Source organism: Sinorhizobium chiapasense (genome assembly GCF_045277575.1).
GTDB lineage: Bacteria > Pseudomonadota > Alphaproteobacteria > Rhizobiales > Rhizobiaceae > Ensifer > Ensifer chiapasense_A.
Genome location: NZ_CP144206.1, coordinates 1,613,672 through 1,632,499, shown reverse-complemented (window position 1 = coordinate 1,632,499; position 18,828 = coordinate 1,613,672). Strand labels below are relative to the sequence as shown.

Here is an 18,828-nt window from a genome sequence, read left to right as displayed (position 1 = left end):
GAGGAAATCTTGTGCCTAACTGGGAGGAGAATATGAAAGTTACCCGCAGACTGATCACCGTCGGCTTCGCTGCCGTCATGGCGGCAAGCGCCGCGATGCCGGTTTTCGCAGCCGATCTCATCGCGATCGTGACCCCGAGCCACGACAACCCCTTCTTCAAGGCGGAGGCGGTCGGCGCCGAGGCCAAGGCGAAAGAACTCGGCTATGAGACGCTCGTGCTCGTGCATGACGACGACGCCAACAAACAGTCGCAGCTTATCGACACCGCCATCGGCCGCGGCGCGAAGGCGATCATTCTCGACAACGCCGGCTCCGAGGCGTCGATTGCTGCGGTGAAGAAGGCGAAGGATGCAGGCGTTCCCTCCTTCCTGATCGACCGTGAGATCAACGCGACCGGCATCGCCGTCTCGCAGATTGTCTCGAACAACTACCAGGGCGCCCAACTCGGTGCGGAAGAGTTCGTCCGCTTGATGGGCGAGAAGGGGAACTACGTCGAGTTGCTCGGCCGCGAGGCCGATCTCAATGCCGGTATTCGTTCCAAAGGCTACCACGACGTCATCGACGAGTTCCCTGAGATGAAGATGGTCGCCCAACAGTCGGCGAACTGGAGCCAGACGGAGGGCTACTCCAAGATGGAGACGATCCTTCAGGCCAATCCCGACATCCAGGGCGTGATCGCCGGCAATGACACGATGGCCATGGGGGCAATCGCAGCGCTTCAGGCAGCCGGTCGCAAGGATGTCATCGTCGTCGGCTTCGACGGCTCGAACGACGTGCGCGACTCGATCAACGCCGGTGGCGTCAAGGCGACCGTCATGCAGCCGGCTTATGCGCAGGCCCAGCTCGCGGTGCAACAGGCGCATGATTACATCACGACCGGCAAGGCTCCGGCGGAAGAGAAGCAGCTCATGGATTGCGTGCTCATCACCGCTGACAATGCCGACAAGCTCGAGACCTTCGCGCTCTCCCAGTAATCGCGACTGCGCAAGGCGGGCCGATCCCCGCCTTGCGTTCACTGTTCATGACGGAGAATGGGAATGCCCAGGTTTCAGTCTGCATGCGCACTCATGTTTGCCGGCGCGCTCGCGCTTGGCGGCTGCAAGCTCGTCAAAACGGAGGAAGAACAAAGGCAGGCGGCGGCAGGCGCGTTCAATCCCGACAAGCTGGTTGCCGATATATGGGATACGAAGGTCGTGCCCTATCTCGAGCTGCGGGCCGGCGCCTTCCGGGAGGTCTCGACGCTTGTCGCCAGCGACCTCGACGCTGCGGCGGAGAAGTATGGGCACAAGGAGAAACAGGGTAACGCGCCCTGGACTTTTGCCGCCAAAATCGACGGCGTGATCGTCGGGCAGGAAACGAAATCGCGGGCGGCCTATGTCGACGTGGATGTCGATGGTGACGGCAAGGCGGATGTCCGTGTTTCGATCGGTCCGGCCATTCGCGGCACGGCGCTACGCGACAGCCTCACGTTCGTGAACTTCAACGAGTTCAAGAACCAGATCGAGTGGGCGCAATACGGCAAATCGTTCAACACCCATGTGAACGGCACGCTGCTCGAAAAGCTGCCGCGCGACGGCCTGACAGGCAAGACGGTCAAGGCAACCGGTGCCTATCCGCTGCCCGCCAAGGGCCAGTTGCCGCAATTCGTTCCGGCCACGATCACCGTCGGGGGTGCGTCATGAGCGATGCGGACGAGGATGTCATTCTCGAACTCAAGGATGTCACCAAGGCCTATGCCGGCATCGTGGCCCTGAAGAAGGCCAACTTGAAACTCCGTCGCGGGGCCGTGAACGTCCTTGTCGGTGAAAATGGTGCCGGTAAATCGACGATGATGCGCATCATCGCCGGCGTCGAACGGCCGACGCTCGGCGAAATCCGGCTGGATGGCGAACTCATCCATCTCAATAGCCCGGCCGACGCGGTCAGGCACGGAATCGGTATCGTCTTTCAGGAATTGAACCTGTTCGGAAATCTCTCCGTCGCCGAAAATATCTTTGCGACCCGCGAGATCACCCGCGGTATCCGTGGCATCGATCACCGCGGCCAGGTCAAGAAAGCCAACGCGTTCCTCGATCGTTTGGAGGCCGGGATCTCCGCCGAGACGCTGGCCGAGGATCTGCCCATCGGCCAGCAGCAACTCGTTGAGATCGCCCGTGCGGTCTCGCTCGACACGCGAATCCTGATCATGGACGAGCCCACATCGGCGCTCAGCGCGGCAGAGGTCGATGTGCTGTTCCGCGTGATCGCTGATTTGAAGGCGCGTGGCGTGGCGATCGTCTACATTTCGCATCGGCTGGAAGAGCTGATGCGCATCGGCGACTACATCACGGTGCTGAAAGATGGCCAGATCACCGGCCACGCCATGGTCAAGGATATCGATACGCGCTGGATCGTCCGCTCGATGATCGGCTCAGATGCCAAGGATTTCGCAAAGAAGGTCGACCACAATCCAGGCGAAGAGATCTTCCGTACGGAAAACATCTGCCTGCCGCGGGCTCATGGTGGGTTTGCCGTCGATCACGTCTCGATCGGTGTGCGCAAAGGCGAGATCCTCGGCATCTACGGGTTGATGGGCGCCGGTCGCTCGGAACTCTTCGAATGCATCATGGGGCGTCACGAACATTGCACCGGCAAGATCTTTGTCGAAGACAAGGAGCTCAAGGGAGGCGACACCACCCGGCGCATTCGTGAAGGGTTGGCTCTCATCCCCGAGGACCGCCAACGTGAAGGGCTGGTACAGTCGATGTCGATTGCCGACAACCTGACGATGGCGAGCCTGGGCCAGTTCTTGAAAGCGGGATTTCACATCGACCTCGGGCGCGAAGCAAAAGCGATCGCCGAGGCAATCCGTAACCTCTCGATCAAGGCGAAGAACCCGGAATTCGACGTGACGTCCATGTCGGGCGGAAATCAGCAGAAGGTCGTGATCGGCAAGGCGCTCATGACCGGGCCAAAAGTCCTTCTCATGGATGAGCCGAGCCGCGGCATCGATGTCGGCGCCAAGGCCGATGTCTTCCTCACCATGCGTCGCCTGGCGGGGGAGGGGCTGGCGATCCTCTTTTCCACGTCCGATCTCGAAGAAGTCATGGCGCTTTCCGATCGTATTGCGGTGATGAGCAACGGCCGCCTAGTGATGGTCGTCGACCGCAAGGACGCGACCGAAGAAATGATCGTTTCGGCCTCCGCAGAGGGACATAAAACCAAAAGGATGCATGCGTGATGACGACAGCAACGCAAACTGCCGCCGCCGACAGCTTCTCCAGCGGCTCGGCGCTCCTCACGCTGATGAAGCTGAGGACATTCATCGCGCTCTTCGCGGTGATTATCTTCTTCTCGATCGCCGCGCCGAACTTCCTGTCGACCGCAAACATGATCCTGATGACGAAGCATGCGACGCAAAACGCGTTTCTCGCGATCGGCATGACGTTCGTCATCATCACCGGCGGCATCGACCTGTCCGTCGGTTCGATCGTCGGTCTGTGCGGCATGATCGCCGGTGGTTTGATCATGTATGGGGTGGCGCTGCCTCTCGGCTATACCGTGTATTTCAACGTCGTCGAGGTTGCCATCATCGTCGCCGTCGTCGGCATCTTGATCGGCGCGATCAATGGCCTGCTGATCACGAGGCTGAACGTGGCTCCTTTCATCGCGACGCTTGGCACCCTGTATGTCGCGCGCGGCATGGCGTTGCTCTATTCCGATGGCCAGACCCTGCCCAATCTCACCGGACGCGCGGATCTCGGCAACCAGGGCTTCAGCTATCTCGGCTCTGGTACGATCCTGGGCTTGCCCGTCTCCGTCTGGATCCTGATCGCTGTCGCCGGCGGCGCAGCCTATTTCGCCCGCTTCGTACCTCTCGGCCGGCATATCTTTGCCGTTGGCGGAAACGAACGCGCCTCGCGCATGTCCGGCATCCGGGTCAACCGGGTCAAGATGTTCGTCTATATGTTCTCCGGCTTCTGCGCGGCGATCGTCGGGCTGGTCATTTCGTCGGAACTCATGGCCTCGCATCCGGCGACCGGCACCAATCTGGAACTCAATGCCATTGCGGCGGCCGTTCTCGGTGGTACATCGATGTCCGGCGGGCGCGGAACGATTGGGGGCACGATCATCGGCGCTTTCGTGATCGGCATTCTCTCTGACGGTTTGGTAATGATGGGTGTGAGCTCGTTCTGGCAGATGGTGATCAAGGGGCTGGTGATCATCGTGGCCGTTGTGGTGGACCAGGCTCAACGCCGCCTGCAGCAGCGTGTCACGCTGATGCAAATGGCAAAGGCAGGCTGATAATGGCGAAGATCAAGGGTGCGCTGGTTGGTTGCGGCTTCTTCGCCCTCAACCAGATGCATGGCTGGCGAGAGCTGCCGGAAGTCGAGATTGTTGCGATCTGCGATCGCGATCCGGAGCGGCTCAACATCGTCGGCGAGCAGTTCGACGTGGCGCGGCGCTACTCGTCGGCGGAGGCGATGTTCGCCGAGGGCGGTTTCGATTTCGTCGACATCGCCACCACCGTTGGCAGCCATCGGGCCCTCGTCGAACTTGCCGCGCGCCACAGAGTACCGGCGATTTGCCAGAAGCCGTTCGCGCCGACGCTCGATGATGCCAAGGCCATGGTGGCAGCGGCTGAAGGGGCGGGGATCGCGCTGATGATCCACGAAAACTTCCGCTGGCAGACGCCCATCCTTGCGGTCAAGGAGGTCATCGACGCTGGCGAGATCGGTACCCCTTTTTGGGGGCGGGTATCGTTCCGCTCCGGCTTCGACGTGTTTTCCGGCCAGCCTTATCTTGCGAAGGGCAAGCGCTTCATCATCGAGGATCTTGGCATCCATTCGCTCGACATCGCCCGCTTCCTGTTCGGTGACGCCCGCAGCATGTCTGCCCGCACGCGCCGGATCAATCCGGACATTGCCGGTGAGGACGTGGCGACCATGATGCTCGATCACGACAACGGCGTTACCTCGATCGTCGACGTCAGCTATGCGACGAGACTTCCGGAGGAGCCGTTCCCGCAAACCTTGATCGAGGTCGACGGAACCAAGGGTACGCTGCGCCTCGGCCTCAACTACAAGCTGGCCGTTCACGGTTCGGCCGGTGCACTCGAACGCGACGTCTCACCGAACCTGCTGCCGTGGGCGTCGAAACCATGGCACAACATCCAGGAAAGCGTCGCGCTTATTCAGAGACACTGGATCGAGCGACTGGGTTCCGGCCGGGAGCCGGATACCTCCGGGCGCGACAATCTCAAGACCTTCGCATTGGTCGAGGCCGCCTATCTCAGCGCCGAACGCGAAGAGACGGTTGCAGTCGGAGACCTGTTGCGATGAGGGACGACCTGTTCCGGCTCTTCGGCACAGCCGAGCGCGAGCCGGAAAGCCGCACGCTGGCCGTCGGCAGTTTGAGCATGGACTTTCAGGACGGCAATCTGCGCAGCTTGCGGTTCGGCGGTCATGAGGTGTTGCGGGCGATTTCCTTTCTCGTGCGCGACAAGGATTGGGGCACTTGCCGCGCTCGGCTGAGTAACCTGAGCTTGGAGGAGGACGAACAAGGGTTTTCGCTCGCCTATGCCGCGCGCTTCACGGCTCCTTCCGGCGCCAATCTCGATTGCGACATCGCGATCTCCGGCACGGCGACGAGCGTGCGCTTCTCCGCCGATTGTGTGAGCGATGCGGATTTCGAAACCGCCCGTGCCGGCTTCGTGGTCTTGCATCCGGTCATCGGTGTTGCAGGAGAACCGGTCGCAATCACGCATGGTGATGGCTCGGTGGAAGAGGCGCGCTGGCCAGATACGATAGAGCCCTGGCAACCTTTCAAGGATATCGCTCAGATCACGCACCGTGTGGTGCCCGGTATCATGGCGACGACGAAGTTTGTTGGCGATGTCTTCGAGATGGAGGACCAACGCAACTGGACCGATGCTTCCTACAAGACCTACGTGCGGCCCCTGGCTTTGCCTTGGCCCTATCTCGTGCCGCAGGGTCAGCGCTTCGGTCAGCGGATCTGCGTGGAGGTTCTTGCCGAGAAGAATGCAGCGCCTGCAGCCGATCGCTCGGATGCGATCTCTGTCAGGGTCATCCCGACGAATGTCAGATGTCCTGCCGTTGGCGTGGGGCTCCGACCCGAGTGCCTTCGGGAAGAATTGGGTGCGCTCGATGTCTTGAAGGCCATCGGCGCGGAACATCTGATTGCCCATTTCGATCCCGCCGCAGGACATGGCATCGAGGCATTGAAGGGCTATGCGGCGATAGCGACGAAGTCCGGCCTCAAGGTGACGCTGGAGCTTGCGGTGCCTTGCCTAAGACCCCTCGAGGAAGAGATGGCGCAGTTCGCAGCGATGGTCGGTCAAGCCGGGCTTGATCTCGACACGCTATTCGTCTGCCCGTCCGCGGATCGACAGTCGACACCGCCGGGCAGCAAGTGGCCGGAGTGCCCGGCGCTCAGCGACGTCTATGCTGCAGCGCGCGTGGCGTTTCCCGGTCTTCGGCTCGGTGGCGGTATGATGAGCTATTTCACCGAGCTCAATCGTAAGCGCGTGCCGCCGGATCAGCTCAACTATGTCAGCCACTCGACGAACCCGATCGTGCATGCAGCCGATGATCTTTCGGTCATGCAGACGTTCGAGGCATTGCGTCATGTCGTCAACTCCACCCGGGCGATCTACGGCAACAAGCCGTACCGCATTGGGCCTTCGACGATTGCCATGCGCCAAAATCCCTACGGCAGCGCCACGAAGGACAATCCGGCGGGCTCGCGCATCCCCATGGCGAATGTCGACCCGCGGCATAATGGTCAGTTCGGGGCGGCCTGGACGCTGGCCTATGCGGCAACGGTGGCGCCGGCGGCGCTGGACGTTTTGACCCTTTCGACCCTTGCCGGTCCCTTCGGGCTTGTGGCTGGTGAGGGGGAAGCCTCGGCCATGGGCGAGTTGCGACCGCTCGCACGCGTCCTCGCTCGCCTTGCTTCCTTGTCACACCAGCCCCTATATGCTGTCGAGACCTCCCGGCCCGATGCCGTGTTGGGACTTGCTTCGCAGAAGCGGCTTCTGCTGGCGAATATCACCGGCGCCGAGCAGACGCTCGTCTTGCCGGCAAAGCCGCGGAAGGTTTCAATGATCGCGGATGGGCGCGAGCTTGCCACGCAACGGGAAGTCGCGCTGAAGCCTTACGCCTGCATTGATGTCGATCTTTGAGCGCTACGCCGGGTTCTTGAGGGCATAGAGCGCGCGCGAGCGTTCGAGGTGCTTGACCATCGCCTGCTCGGCAAGATCGGCATCGCGGCTCTCGATGGCGCGGATGATTTCCTCGTGTTCGGAAAGCGTGAAATTCTCGCGACCCGTCCAGATGAGCATTTCGGTATGGTAGGATTTCAGCCAGCCCAGCATCGCGCCGCTGACCGCGTCAAAGATCGGATTGCCGGAAATCCTGGCGATGCATTGATGAAACTCCATGTCTGCATCGATGAAAGCATCCGCATCGCCAAGGCTCTGTTTTTGCTTGTCCAGAAGGGCCCGAAGTTCGGCTATATGCGATGGGGTCGCCTTGGCCGCCGCCTCGCGGATCATGCCGCGCTCGAAGAAGATGCGCGCGTTCTTCAGGTGCTCCAGCGTATCCGAGGAACCGGAGAGCATGAGTTTTGCCGGCAGGTCGACCTGCTTGATGATGGATTCGGCGGTAATGCGCAGCACCTTGGCGCGCTCGCCCTGCGAGATTTCGACGAGTCCCTTTCCGGCAAGCGCCTGCATTGCTTCGCGGATGGCCGGACGACCGACGCCGTAGCGTTCCATGAGTTCGCGCTCGGATGGCATTTCGTCGCCCGCCTTGAGTTCGCCGGCTTCGATCATCTGCTTCAGCCGCGCGAAGACCTCATCGGACAGTTTCTTTCGCACAATCGGTTCGGAAACGACGTTCATGGTTCACCTGATTTCGACAGGTTTGAATATGCATCAAGTTTCGCCGCCGCAACAGCCTGTCAGCGGGATGGCTTGCAATAACATAAATACTCATTATACCAGTTGGCAAGCTTTAACTTGGCCGTGGAGAGAGAAGCATGATCCGCCTGACCTATCGGATAGAGACGCCCGGCTCGGTGGAGGCGCTGGCAGCGAAGATTGCCAGTGATCAATCGACAGGAACGTTCGTTGCATTGCCAGGCGAGACGGAGGAACTGAAGGCGAGGGTGGCTGCCCGCGTCGTTGAGATCCGCCCCCTTCCTTCGTCCGACAGAGCCTCCTTCCCCGATGAGGCCCGCGGAGCCACGCATTTCAACCGCGCGGATGTCGACATTGATTTCCCATTGGATGCCATCGGTACCGATCTTTCCGCGTTGATGACGATTGCGATTGGCGGCGTTTACTCGATCAAGGGCATGACGGGCATTCGGGTGGTCGGCATGCAATTGCCGGAGGAATTCGCCGCGGCGCATCCTGGCCCACAGTTCGGCGTTCGCGGCAGTTTTGCGCTGACAGGGGTGAGAGACCGCCCGATCATCGGCACCATCGTCAAGCCGGCGCTGGGCTTGCGACCGAGCGCGACTGCCGAGATGGTCGGTGAACTGATCGATGCGGGCGTCGATTTTATCAAGGACGACGAAAAGCTGATGAGCCCGGCCTATTCACCTCTAAAGGAGCGCGTGGCGGAAATCATGCCGCGCATTCTTAATCACGAGCAGAAGACCGGCAAGAAAGTCATGTATGCCTTCGGCATCAGCCATGCCGATCCCGACGAGATGATGCGCAATCATGACATGGTGCTTAAAGCCGGCGGCAATTGCGCCGTGGTCAATATCAACTCGATCGGTTTCGGCGGTCTCGCCTTCCTGCGCAAACGCTCAGGCCTGGTGTTGCATGCCCATCGCAACGGTTGGGATATCCTCACGCGCCATGCCGGCCTTGGTTTCGAGTTTTCCGTCTGGCAGCAGTTCTGGCGCCTCCTCGGTGTGGACCAGTTCCAGATCAACGGCATCCGCGTGAAATATTGGGAGCCGGACGAGAGCTTCGTACGCTCCTACGAGGCCGTCAGCACGCCGTTGTTTTCCGAAAGCGATGTGGTGCTGCCTGTTGTCGGCTCGGGCCAGTGGGGGGGGCAGGCACCGGATACGATCGTGGCCACAGGGGGCTCCACCGATCTTCTCTATCTTTGTGGCGGTGGGATAGTCAGCCATCCCGGTGGCCCGGGCGCTGGTGTGAAAGCGGTCAAGCAGGCCTGGGAAGCAGCCGTCGCCGGCGTTCCACTCGAAGCCTATGCGAAGGAACATCCCGAGCTTGCGCAATCCATCGAAAAATTTGCCGATGGCAAGGCGGCCTGAGACATGACACGACCGCTGATCAGTTATTACGGCGATGATTTCACCGGCTCGACCGACGTCATGGAGGCGCTGTCGTCCAACGGCGTGGAGGCGGTGCTGTTTCTGGAAGTTCCGGACAAGGCGCTAACGTCGCGTTTTCCTGGCGCGCGCGCGTTCGGTCTCGCCGGGACGAGCCGTAGCGAGACGCCGGAATGGATGGACGTACATCTGCGCGAAGCCTTCGAGTGGCTGAGAACGCTCGACGCGGAACTTTGCCATTACAAGGTTTGCTCGACCTTTGATTCCGCTCCGCATGTTGGCAATATCGGCCGGGCGATCGAGATCGGCCGCAGCGTCTTCGGCGCGGGGACTGTGCCGCTCGTCGTGGGGGCTCCACAGATTCGTCGTTATACGGCGTTCGGCGAACTGTTTGCTGCCTACCAGGGCGTGAACTATCGCATCGATCGCCATCCGGTGATGTCACGCCATCCGGTCACGCCGATGGATGAGGCCAATCTGCTGCGGCACCTCTCCCGGCAGACGAACCTGTCGTCGGCACTCCTCGACATTGTTTCCCTTCTCGCGGGCGCCAAGCCGGAGAAGGCCGATATCATGCTTCTCGACGTGCTCGACCAGGCAACTCAAACTGTCGCCGGTTCTCTGCTCTGGAACGAACTGCGGCAACAGGGTCGTTTCGTCTGCGGCTCCTCGGGCGTCGAATATGCTCTGCTTCCGGCCTGGCATAGCGAGGGCATCATTGGCGCCAAGCCCGTCTTTTCAGCGGCCGGCCCGGTCGATCGCCTTGCTGTCGTTTCCGGTAGCGTTTCACCGACGACCGAGCGGCAGATCCGGCACGCGATCGCAAACGGCTTTGAGGGCATCATGCTCGATCCACTTGCATTGTCGGGCGAAACAGACGGGCCGGAGATTGCGATCGCCGTGGAGGCTGCACTCAAGCTGTTGAAGGACGGCCGCAGCGTCATCTTGTACACGGCACTCGGGCCGGCGGCGGACAGGGGACGCGAACTCGATCTGTCGAGCGGTGCGCGCCATCGTCTCGGTCGGGCGCTTGGCCGCATCCAGGCGGCCCTTGTTTCGCGTGCCGGATTGACCCGGGCCGTGGTTGCCGGCGGAGACACGTCAAGCCATGCACTTGGCGAGATGGGCATTTCGGCCTTGACCCTGAAGATGCCCCTTCCACAGACGCCCGGCTCGCCACTCTGTATCGCTCATGGCGGTCCCTCGGACGGCCTGGAAATAGCGCTCAAGGGCGGCCAGGTGGGCGGCGACGACTACTTCTCGATGATCCGTTCCGGCAGCTGCTAAATCACCCTTCACACGTTGCCGCCAGGGCACGGGAAAAAGGGGTGCTTGGCGCGTCGCCTGGACGGCAGATCCTGGGCCTGAAGGTCGTCTTCTCCGTTCCAGTTCGCTTCGCCACCCGTGCCGGGTTCGTCATGGGTGTATTTCCGAAAACATCGACGGGGCCGAGCCGCTCGCGCGCCCCGACCGGCAGCCTCCGCATTTTCGCCTTTTGGATCAATACAAACGGACAAAGCGATCTGCTTCAGCAGGTACCCGATCGGCCCGCAAGCGGAACCGATCGGTTGCTGCGGCGTTGGGATTAGCCGGTGGCTGACACAAAAAAGTCGGAGCCGCGGGTCATGGCCCCCTTGGGACGCGCGAACAGGTCCGGCGCCCGACCGGCTTTGATGCGGGCGATTGGCGCAACTGACGCGGGGACCTCAGAATAACAGGAAGAAAGATCATGTCGATACGATCCAAACTTTTCGCAACGGTGGCCTGGCCTGTATTCGCCGTATCATTCGCTATGCAGCCGGCGTTGGCCGAGAGCTTGAAGGCGCCGTTTCAGGTAGCGCAGGAAGGGGCCGACCAGCAGTCGCCCGAGGACTTGCTGCTGCTCAAGAAGCGCAAGAAGCAGCGTGCCGCTGAGGAAGGGCAGACAGAACAACAGCAACCACAGGCCGAGGAGCCGCAGCGCCAGGTAGAAGAGCCCGTGCGCAAGAAGCGTAAACAGCAAGCCGAAGAACAGCAGCCTGGCGTCGACGAAGGCGCTCCACGGCAAGCTGAAGAACTGCAAGCACCCGTGCGCAAGAAGCGCAAGCAGCAAGCAGAAGAGCAGCAGCCCGGCGTAGAGGAAAGCGCACCGCGGCAGGCTGAAGAACTGCAAGCACCCGTGCGCAAGAAACGCAAGCAGCAAGCCGAAGAACAGCAGCCTGGCGTCGAGGAAGGCGCTCCACGGCAAGCTGAAGAACTGCAAGCACCCGTGCGCAAGAAACGCAAGCAGCAAGCCGAAGAACAGCAGCCTGGCGTCGAGGAAGGCGCTCCACGGCAAGCTGAAGAACTGCAAGCACCCGTGCGCAAGAAGCGCAAGCAGCAGGCCGAAGAGCAGCAGCCCGGCGTCGAGGAAGGCGCCCCGCGGCAGGCCGAGGAACAACAAGCTCCTGTGCCGAAGAAGCGCAAGCAGCAGGCCGAGGAACAGCAGCCTGGTGTAGAGGAAGGGGCTCCGCGGCAGGCCGAGGAGCAACAAGCTCCTGTGCCTAAGAAGCGCAAGCAGCAGGCCGAGGAACAGCAGCCCGGCGCAGAGGAAGGCACCCCTCAGCAGGCCGAGGAACAGCAGGTACCAGTGCCCAAGAAGCGCAAGCAGCAGGCTGAAGGGCAGCAGCCCGAGGAGCAGAAGGCCCTCGAACAGCGTGCCTCACCGAAAGGCGCAACCGGTCAACCCTCCGCCGAGCAGCCGACGCCGCAGACCGGCGAGGGTGAGCAGCAGCCGGTTCCGGGGACCGAACAACCCGCAACGGCTGAGCAGCGCCAGGGTGAGGAACCTCAGGCCAAGCCCGCTCCGATCGTCGTCGACAAGCGCACGAAGGAAGAAAAGCGCAAGATCGCCCAGGATCCGGCGGCGACCGACGAAACCGTGGTGCTTCCCGTCGATAATGGCGCGGCTGTGCTCGACAGCGACAAAGACGCCGACAATATCGGTGGCGAGCGGGCGCGCGAGGCCCGGCGCAAGCAGCGCGAAGAACTGCGTGCCCAGGAGAAGAACATAGCGCCGCCGACCGACGACGCGGCGGCCCAGGCGGAAATTCCGGCCGAGGTGCGGCAGGCGGTTCCAAAGAGGATCGAGGCCGCGATCAAGGAAGAAGGCCAACGCGTCGAAGCGGCGCCTGCCTTCGCCGTCCCGGAGACGACGAACATCGTCAACAACACGGTCATCAATAACACGGTGATCAACAACACGACGGTCAACAACACGGCGAACAACGATGTGACCCAGGTGCAGGTGGTCGAGAGGGTCGACGATCGCGTCGTCCTCGGCGTCGGTGACCAGATCTTCGTGCGGGGCGACGATCGGCCGAGGCTCCGCCGCGATTCCGAGGAGAGCTACTACGATCAGTTGTCGCGCGGCCGCGTTCGTGAAACGATCGTTCGTCCGGGCGGCTACCAGATCGTCACGGTCTACGACCGGTACGGTAACATCCTGCAGCGCTCGCGCGTCGATCGCGATGGCAACGAATATGTGCTGATGTACGCACCGGACTATCAGGAGGAACGTCCGGCGATCATCGACGTCGGTTACGAGCTGCCGCCGATGCGCCTGACGATTCCGGTCGACGACTACATCGTCGATTACTCGGAAGAACCGGATCGCGACTACTACGAATTCCTGTCCGAGCCGCCGGTCGAGCAGGTCGAGCGAGTCTATACGATCGATGAGGTCCGCAATTCGGCCCGCCTCCGTGACAAGGTCCGGCGCATCGATCTCGACACGATCCACTTCGCGACGGGTAGTGCCGAAGTGTCGATGTCCCAGGCAAAGACACTGCGTACGGTTGCCGACGCAATGCAGAAGATCCTCGGCAAGGATCCCGGTGAGACCTTCTTCATAGAGGGGCACACGGACGCTGTCGGTTCCGACCGCTCGAACCTGGTGCTCTCCGACGAGCGCGCCGAGTCCGTCGCAGTCCTCCTGACCGAGGTTTATGGCATCCCGGCGGAAAACCTGGTCACTCAAGGCTATGGTGAGCGCTTCCTGAAGATCCGGACGCAGGAGCCGGAGGAGGAAAACCGCCGCGTGACCATCCGCCGCGTGACACCGCTGGTGCGCCCCGTGGCGCAGCGGTAACGGAAACCTGCATCGCCATGCGTCTGAAGACGACGCATGGCGATGCAAACCTGATAACCTCGGTGGTTGCCTACTGGTCATTGTCCGTGGCGTGATCGCCTCAAGAGCTGCCGCTCATGGCGGGTCGGATTACCGGTCGCCAGCGAATTCTGCAAAATCACTTGCAGCCCGGTGGTGAATGCCAGTCCACCCCCCGCCACGACGGATCTGGCTCTCCCCGTGAGCCACAAAGCTGCCGTTCAATGGTCAGCAAATTGCCCCGGTACCGCCGCAGCGAGCCCTTGCGAGGGCTTCATCGTTCCTGCCGCGTTCGGTATCCGGCCGACGTGAGGGGCGATTGAAGGCAGTACCGCTGCCGATCACGTCATGCACATCACAGAGGAACGAATATGATGACTCGTTACACATCCATTGCGTCGCTGACGGCTGCAATCTTCAGCGTCATGGCCTTCAGTCCGGCATCTGCCCTTGAAATTGCTCAGGCGCAAGCGACCCAGCCGACGCAGGGACAGACCGACACCAACGGCACGGGGGCCGCCATCAGCGACCAAAAGATCGAAGCCTTTGCGGTTGCCTATCTGCAGGTCGACAAGGTCAGGCAGGAATATTCCGCAAAGATAGAAGCAACCTCGGACGCGGCCGCAAAGAAGGCGCTGGAGACGGAAGGCAGCAAGAAAATGGTCGAAGCCGTCAAAGCCTCGCCGTCCATTTCGGTCGAAGAATATTCGGCGATCCTGACCGCGGCGCAGAGCGACCCGGCAGTCGCCAAGAAGGTTCAGGCAGAACTTCAAAAGACGGCTCCGGCCCAGCAATAGATGACTTCGGCGGCAATCGGATTGCCGGACTTCTGCGTGTGGCCCGCGGGATCAACTTGCGGGCTTCCCGCCGCCAGGTGCTGGATGCGAACGCGATGACCGGCTTCGCTATCGGTGATTGCCTTCTTATGATCCGAAAGGGGGAACGGCTTCCGGAGCGTAAAATCGTTCGGGAGAGTGTAAAAGTTAAACCTGCTTATTCAGCCAATCCAACAAGTCTTTCATTGCAACCAGGATGCCCGTGCATCCTCATCATGAGCGAGGAATTGTGCCAGGGCCGAAAGCAATGCCTCCGCACTGTAGCGATCGAGCAATACCTCGATTGTTCCGCCTGTCGAACAGGTGAGTTCGAAGGTGCCCAGAAGCGGGTCACTCGACAATACACTGACGGCGCTGCCATGGAACTCGGCGTTCATTGTGATCCCAGGGTCCTTCATGGTTCTCTCTCCAAAGTTATATAAGTAGATTATAATATATTTAGGATCGAACTGAAGGGGATTTTGGGCGCGTCTTGATGTCGACCGTGAGCAAGCGGCAAGGCCAGCCTTTCACGCCGCCCTGTCGCAGGACCTCATGATCACACCTTGCGCTCCGGCTGCGCAATGAGTTCATCGGTATTGGCCAGAAGCCGCCGCACGGCGTTGCGGGCCGCGTTCGGGCGTCGAAGGCGAATGCTTTTCTCGATGTTCTCATGGAGTTTCAGGGCATGGACGGAGCTGCTGTCCTCCCGAGTCACCAGTTGGAAAAGGTGGTTGAGCGCAGATTCGATGAGCGCCCCCAATGGTACCAGGAGATCGTTTCCGGAGGCATGCAGGATTGCAAGATGGAAGCGCGTGTCAGCCTGGATGCGGCTCTGCAGCGTTGACGCCTGTTGCATGTCTCTCAATGCCGCGTTGATTTCGGCCATCTGCTCGCTGCTTCGGCGGGTGGCGGCAAGCGCCGTCGCTTCCGGCTCCAGGATGTGGCGAAATTCCTGCACAGTCTTGAGGAACTGCAGCCGGTCAGGTGAGGCCGCGTACCAACCCAGCACATCGCGATCGAGCAGGTTCCAACGCTCCTTCGGCTCGACCCAGCTTCCGATTTTCGGGCGCGAGGCAAGCAGCCCTTTGGCCATCAATATCTTGATCGCCTCTCTGACCGCAGTGCGGCTGACGTCGAAGATTTCCGCCCATTGCGCCTCGTTCGGCAGGATCGATCCAGGTGGATAGTCGCCACGCACGATCTTGAGCCCGATGTCGTCGGCAAGCGACATGTGAACGCTGGGTCCCGACATGCGCGGCGCGTCGAGGCGTCGGCTCGCACGCGCCGCCTCCACCGTAGCCGATCCGGTGGAGGCTTTTCCTGATCGTCGTTCAGCCATCTCGTCCTTTTCTCGCTTCTGTACCGCTGTACCGCCCAGCCGCGCATTGCGTCACCTGACGTCAACATATTTCCGCCAGCTGTGTTGTGGCTGAAAGCCGAGCACCGCGCGCGCTTTGCGGTTTGATAAGAGCGTCTCGTATTCGCCGAGCTGCCCTTTGACCGGCACGCCTTGGTAGAAGCGGTCGATCAGTTCCAGGGTCGGAATGTCGGAGGACGTATCGTCGCTTGCCGCGTTGAAGACCTGGAACCCGAGGCCATCGGTCTCCACGGCCCTGAGCGTGATCTGACCGAGGTCGCGCGCATCGACATAGCTCCAGGCAATGCGCTTGCGGAAGCCCGGATCCGCGAACCAGCTTGGGAAGAGATGGTATTCGTGCGGCTCGATGACATTGCCGATGCGCAAGGCATAGATGTCGACGCCGCTTCTGAGTGCAAAGGCGCGCGCGGTCTTTTCGTTGACCACTTTGGAGAGCGCGTAGCTGTCCATCGGGTCGACATCATAGTCCTCATCAAGCGGAAAATAGCGCGGGTTTCGCGGCTCGTTGGCAAAAACGAGACCGTAAGTCGTCTCACTCGATGCGATGACGATCTTGCGGATGCCAAGCTTCACCGCCGCCTCAATGACATTGTAGGTGCCCATCGCATTGACGCGGAAGAGCTCGTTGTCGGGGGCGATCAGGATGCGGGGGATCGCGGCAAAGTGGACAACAGCATCAATGGGCTGCGGTGCCAATGACGGGTCGAATTCGTGCAGGCCCGTGTAACTTGACAGGGCGTTGAACACTTGGCCGCTGTCCGTGATGTCGGTGATCAGCGTGCGTACTTTCGGGTTGTCGAGGGGTCTCGTGTCGAGGTTGAGCACCTGGTGGCCCTCATTGACGAGGTATTGCACGACATGGCGGCCAGCCTTGCCGCTGCCTCCGGTGAAGATGATCCGCTTGGTCATTGTGTCCTCCATGTTCCGCAAGATCGGGGGATGATCCTTGATCGATGATAGTTCGTCAGGGGGATCTTCCAAGCGAGGTCGTCGCAGGGTGCCACGGTCAGCCGGCAAAACTGCGGGCTGACCATGGCGGTAGCGGAGAGGGCGGAGGCACCGGAGGGGCTGTTAAAGCGCTCGGCCACCTTTCTTACTTCTGGATGCACGTGTCCGCCGTGTCCTTGGTGCATTCGTCAAGGCCCGTGAATACCGGATCGTCCACCGGCTTGCCGGCAATCAGGTCCAGCATGACCGACGGCGCCTTGTAGCCCATTTCGAACGGGCGCTGGCCAACGAGCGCAGTTACGAGACCTTCCTTGGCAATCGCCACCTCATCGCCGATCGTATCCGCCGCGCCGATGACGAATTCATTCTTCGCGATCTTGTCCGCCATCGGCTTGAACAGGTCGCGATAGGGTTGCGGCGCGCCGAAGAGCGGCCAACCGCCCATGATACCGAAGGCGTCGAGATCGGGATTGGCAGCGAGGATATCCGTCATTGCCTGCACGCCCTTGGCGCCGTCGTCATTGGTAAAGACCGGGCAACCCGCGACCTCCGTCCAGCCGCCTTCGCCCTTCAGTTCGGTCAGGCCTTCTTTCCCGGTGAGTACGTCACGCATGCCCTGGGCACGTCGCAGGATGTTGTCGGCGCCTGGATTGCCCTCGATCGTGCAGATCTTGCCGCCGTTCGGCTTGGCCTTCTTGATGTATTCGGCGATCCGCGACCCCATCATGTAGTTGTCGGTCCCGAGATATGTCTTGCGCAGGCCCGCGTCCTCCTTGGCGAGGTCGGCATCGAGCGTCATCACAGGGATGGTCGGGTTGGCTGTCTTCAACGTCTGGGCAATCAGCTTGGCGTTGGACGGCGAAATGGCGATCGCAGCCGTGCTGGACTTGCCGAGCATGTCCTGGACGATCTGCGCCTCGCCGGCTTCGTCGGAGGTCGAAGCCGGGCCGGTATAGAAGCACTCATATTCCGAGCTTGTGTTTTCCTTGTTCCACTTCTGGCATCCCTGATTGATTGCCTCGAAGAACGGATTGTCGAGGCCCTTGACGACGATGACGAGTTGCTTCTTCGACTGGGCTCCGGCGGGGCCGGTGGCCAGCGCGAGTGCTGCAACTGCAAGCACCAATGCTTTCCTCATTCTATCCTCCCGTTGAACAAGCGGACACCATCCGTCCGCGGCACAAATCAACCCGGATACCAGACGATGCGAGGATCGTTCTGCGGACGCTCGTATTGCCAGGCCTGGTCGATAAGCTTTTCGAGATCGTATTCTGGCTGCCAGCCGAGCAGGTATTTTGCCTTGCTGTTGTCCATCCAGTTTGAGTGGAATTGGCTTGGAACGTCGACGGACGGCAAGCCGCGCGAGCGCTTGAGGTAGCTTGCGACCTCGCCGTAATCCACCGGGCGGTCCATGGCGATGTTGAAACGCTGGCGCTCTGCGCGCGGATTGTCGATCGCGCTAAGCACTGCCGACACGAGGTCGCTGACGTGGACGAAGTTGCGCTTGAGCGGCCTTCCATCGGCATCGCGCAGCAGCGGCACCGTTCCGGCTTCTGCGTGACGCTTGGCTTCGTCGGGCGCAAAATAGGTCTTCCAGTCGGGTCCGCCGAACACGTCGTCGCCGAAGGAAAGCGAGTGCTTGAAGTCGTCCTTCTCCATGATCCACGGCGCCCGAAGGCAACACACGTTCATCCCGTATTGGATTGCGTACTGCTCGACGATCACCTCCTCGAGCACTTTCGAGAGCGCGTAACAGCCAGGATAGGCGCGGTGCGGTGTCGCCTCGGTTATCGGTCCGTCATGAGCATGGAAGAAATGGCCGACCGCTGCGTCGCCGCCGATCAGGATGAACTGCCGGGCTGTTGGGCTCATTCTGAACGCTTCGAGCAGCCAGAAGAGGCCCTTGACCGTCACATCCATGACGTCGGCGGGTGTTTCCTTGCAGGTTGCGAGATGCACGACATGGCTGACACCGGCAATCGCAGTTTCTGCGACCGCGCGATCGGCGATGGAGCCGCGGATGACGGCAAGCCGTTCGGTCGGATCGAGCACGCGGTTGTGGCAGAGCGCGCGAATGCGCGCTTGCGAAAAACGTGGCCGATCAAGCAGCGTTGCTATGAGGTGCCGCCCGACCTTGCCAGTTGCCCCGGTGACAAGGATAAGCATGCTCATCTCCCAAGCATTAGCTAATATACGATCGCTTCGTCCGTCAATGTCTATTTGTCATACAAAACAGGTTTATC

The 18,828-nt window shown here is 61.0% G+C and carries 16 protein-coding genes; 10 read left to right on the top strand and 6 right to left on the bottom strand.

Translation table 11 applies throughout. The features are described 5' to 3' along the window. The first annotated feature begins 32 nt into the window (after window positions 1-32). The 6 genes from QM996_RS26320 to apnL all read left to right on the top strand — a co-directional run bounded on the left by QM996_RS26320 (window position 33) and on the right by apnL (window position 7,183). Entirely contained in the window at window positions 33-974 is a 942-nt protein-coding gene (locus tag QM996_RS26320) for a D-ribose ABC transporter substrate-binding protein (RefSeq protein ID WP_334196848.1), read from the top strand. Window positions 975-1,037: 63 nt separating this feature from the next. After that, a complete protein-coding gene (locus tag QM996_RS26315) occupies window positions 1,038-1,682 on the top strand; it encodes a DUF2291 family protein (protein ID WP_334196847.1) in 645 nt (214 codons plus the stop codon). Beyond that, window positions 1,679-3,220: a sugar ABC transporter ATP-binding protein gene (locus QM996_RS26310; RefSeq protein ID WP_334196846.1), complete on the top strand. Its 1,542-nt coding sequence runs from the start codon at window positions 1,679-1,681 to the stop codon at window positions 3,218-3,220. Before QM996_RS26315 ends, QM996_RS26310 begins: the two co-directional genes overlap by 4 nt. Further along, on the top strand, window positions 3,220-4,284 hold the full coding sequence (locus tag QM996_RS26305; RefSeq protein ID WP_334198679.1) for an ABC transporter permease: 1,065 nt from the start codon (window positions 3,220-3,222) through the stop codon (window positions 4,282-4,284). Before QM996_RS26310 ends, QM996_RS26305 begins: the two co-directional genes overlap by 1 nt. A 2-nt stretch (window positions 4,285-4,286) precedes the next feature. Then, window positions 4,287-5,321 (top strand): Gfo/Idh/MocA family protein, encoded by a 1,035-nt coding sequence (locus QM996_RS26300; RefSeq protein ID WP_334196845.1) that lies wholly within the window; start codon window positions 4,287-4,289, stop codon window positions 5,319-5,321. Next, complete coding sequence (apnL, locus tag QM996_RS26295; protein ID WP_334196844.1) at window positions 5,318-7,183, top strand: D-apionate lactonase; 1,866 nt, start codon at window positions 5,318-5,320, stop codon at window positions 7,181-7,183. The genes QM996_RS26300 and apnL overlap by 4 nt, the downstream gene beginning before the upstream one ends. Window positions 7,184-7,186: 3 nt before the next feature. On the opposite strand, the gene QM996_RS26290 is transcribed toward apnL, so the two are convergent. Continuing rightward, complete coding sequence (locus QM996_RS26290) at window positions 7,187-7,903, bottom strand: transcriptional regulator NanR (protein WP_334196843.1); 717 nt, start codon at window positions 7,901-7,903, stop codon at window positions 7,187-7,189. A gap of 137 nt (window positions 7,904-8,040) precedes the next feature. On the opposite strand from QM996_RS26290, the gene oiaX reads away from it, so the two are divergent. The 4 genes from oiaX to QM996_RS26270 all read left to right on the top strand — a co-directional run bounded on the left by oiaX (window position 8,041) and on the right by QM996_RS26270 (window position 14,238). After that, the gene (gene oiaX, locus QM996_RS26285; RefSeq protein WP_334196842.1) at window positions 8,041-9,297 is read left to right on the top strand and encodes a 3-oxo-isoapionate-4-phosphate decarboxylase OiaX; all 1,257 of its coding nucleotides are present in this window, start codon (window positions 8,041-8,043) and stop codon (window positions 9,295-9,297) included. A gap of 3 nt (window positions 9,298-9,300) precedes the next feature. Then, the gene (locus tag QM996_RS26280; protein ID WP_334196841.1) at window positions 9,301-10,602 is read left to right on the top strand and encodes a four-carbon acid sugar kinase family protein; all 1,302 of its coding nucleotides are present in this window, start codon (window positions 9,301-9,303) and stop codon (window positions 10,600-10,602) included. 442 nt (window positions 10,603-11,044) lie between these two features. Next, a complete protein-coding gene (locus QM996_RS26275) occupies window positions 11,045-13,423 on the top strand; it encodes an OmpA family protein (RefSeq protein WP_334196840.1) in 2,379 nt (792 codons plus the stop codon). 389 nt (window positions 13,424-13,812) lie between these two features. Next, the gene (locus tag QM996_RS26270) at window positions 13,813-14,238 is read left to right on the top strand and encodes a DUF4168 domain-containing protein (protein WP_334196839.1); all 426 of its coding nucleotides are present in this window, start codon (window positions 13,813-13,815) and stop codon (window positions 14,236-14,238) included. Window positions 14,239-14,459: 221 nt separating this feature from the next. Here the strand turns inward: QM996_RS26270 and QM996_RS26265 are convergent, their stop codons facing one another. The 5 genes from QM996_RS26265 to QM996_RS26245 all read right to left on the bottom strand — a co-directional run bounded on the left by QM996_RS26265 (window position 14,460) and on the right by QM996_RS26245 (window position 18,751). Then, window positions 14,460-14,675 (bottom strand): hypothetical protein, encoded by a 216-nt coding sequence (locus tag QM996_RS26265; RefSeq protein WP_334196838.1) that lies wholly within the window; start codon window positions 14,673-14,675, stop codon window positions 14,460-14,462. A 140-nt stretch (window positions 14,676-14,815) separates the two neighbouring features. After that, window positions 14,816-15,598, bottom strand: a complete 783-nt coding sequence (locus QM996_RS26260; protein WP_334196837.1) for a FadR/GntR family transcriptional regulator — start codon at window positions 15,596-15,598, stop codon at window positions 14,816-14,818. 51 nt (window positions 15,599-15,649) lie between these two features. Further along, window positions 15,650-16,546 (bottom strand): NAD-dependent epimerase/dehydratase family protein, encoded by an 897-nt coding sequence (locus QM996_RS26255; RefSeq protein WP_334196836.1) that lies wholly within the window; start codon window positions 16,544-16,546, stop codon window positions 15,650-15,652. 184 nt (window positions 16,547-16,730) lie between these two features. After that, complete coding sequence (locus tag QM996_RS26250; protein ID WP_334196835.1) at window positions 16,731-17,723, bottom strand: sugar-binding protein; 993 nt, start codon at window positions 17,721-17,723, stop codon at window positions 16,731-16,733. A 47-nt stretch (window positions 17,724-17,770) separates the two neighbouring features. After that, entirely contained in the window at window positions 17,771-18,751 is a 981-nt protein-coding gene (locus tag QM996_RS26245) for an NAD-dependent epimerase/dehydratase family protein (protein ID WP_334196834.1), read from the bottom strand. Window positions 18,752-18,828: the final 77 nt, after the last annotated feature.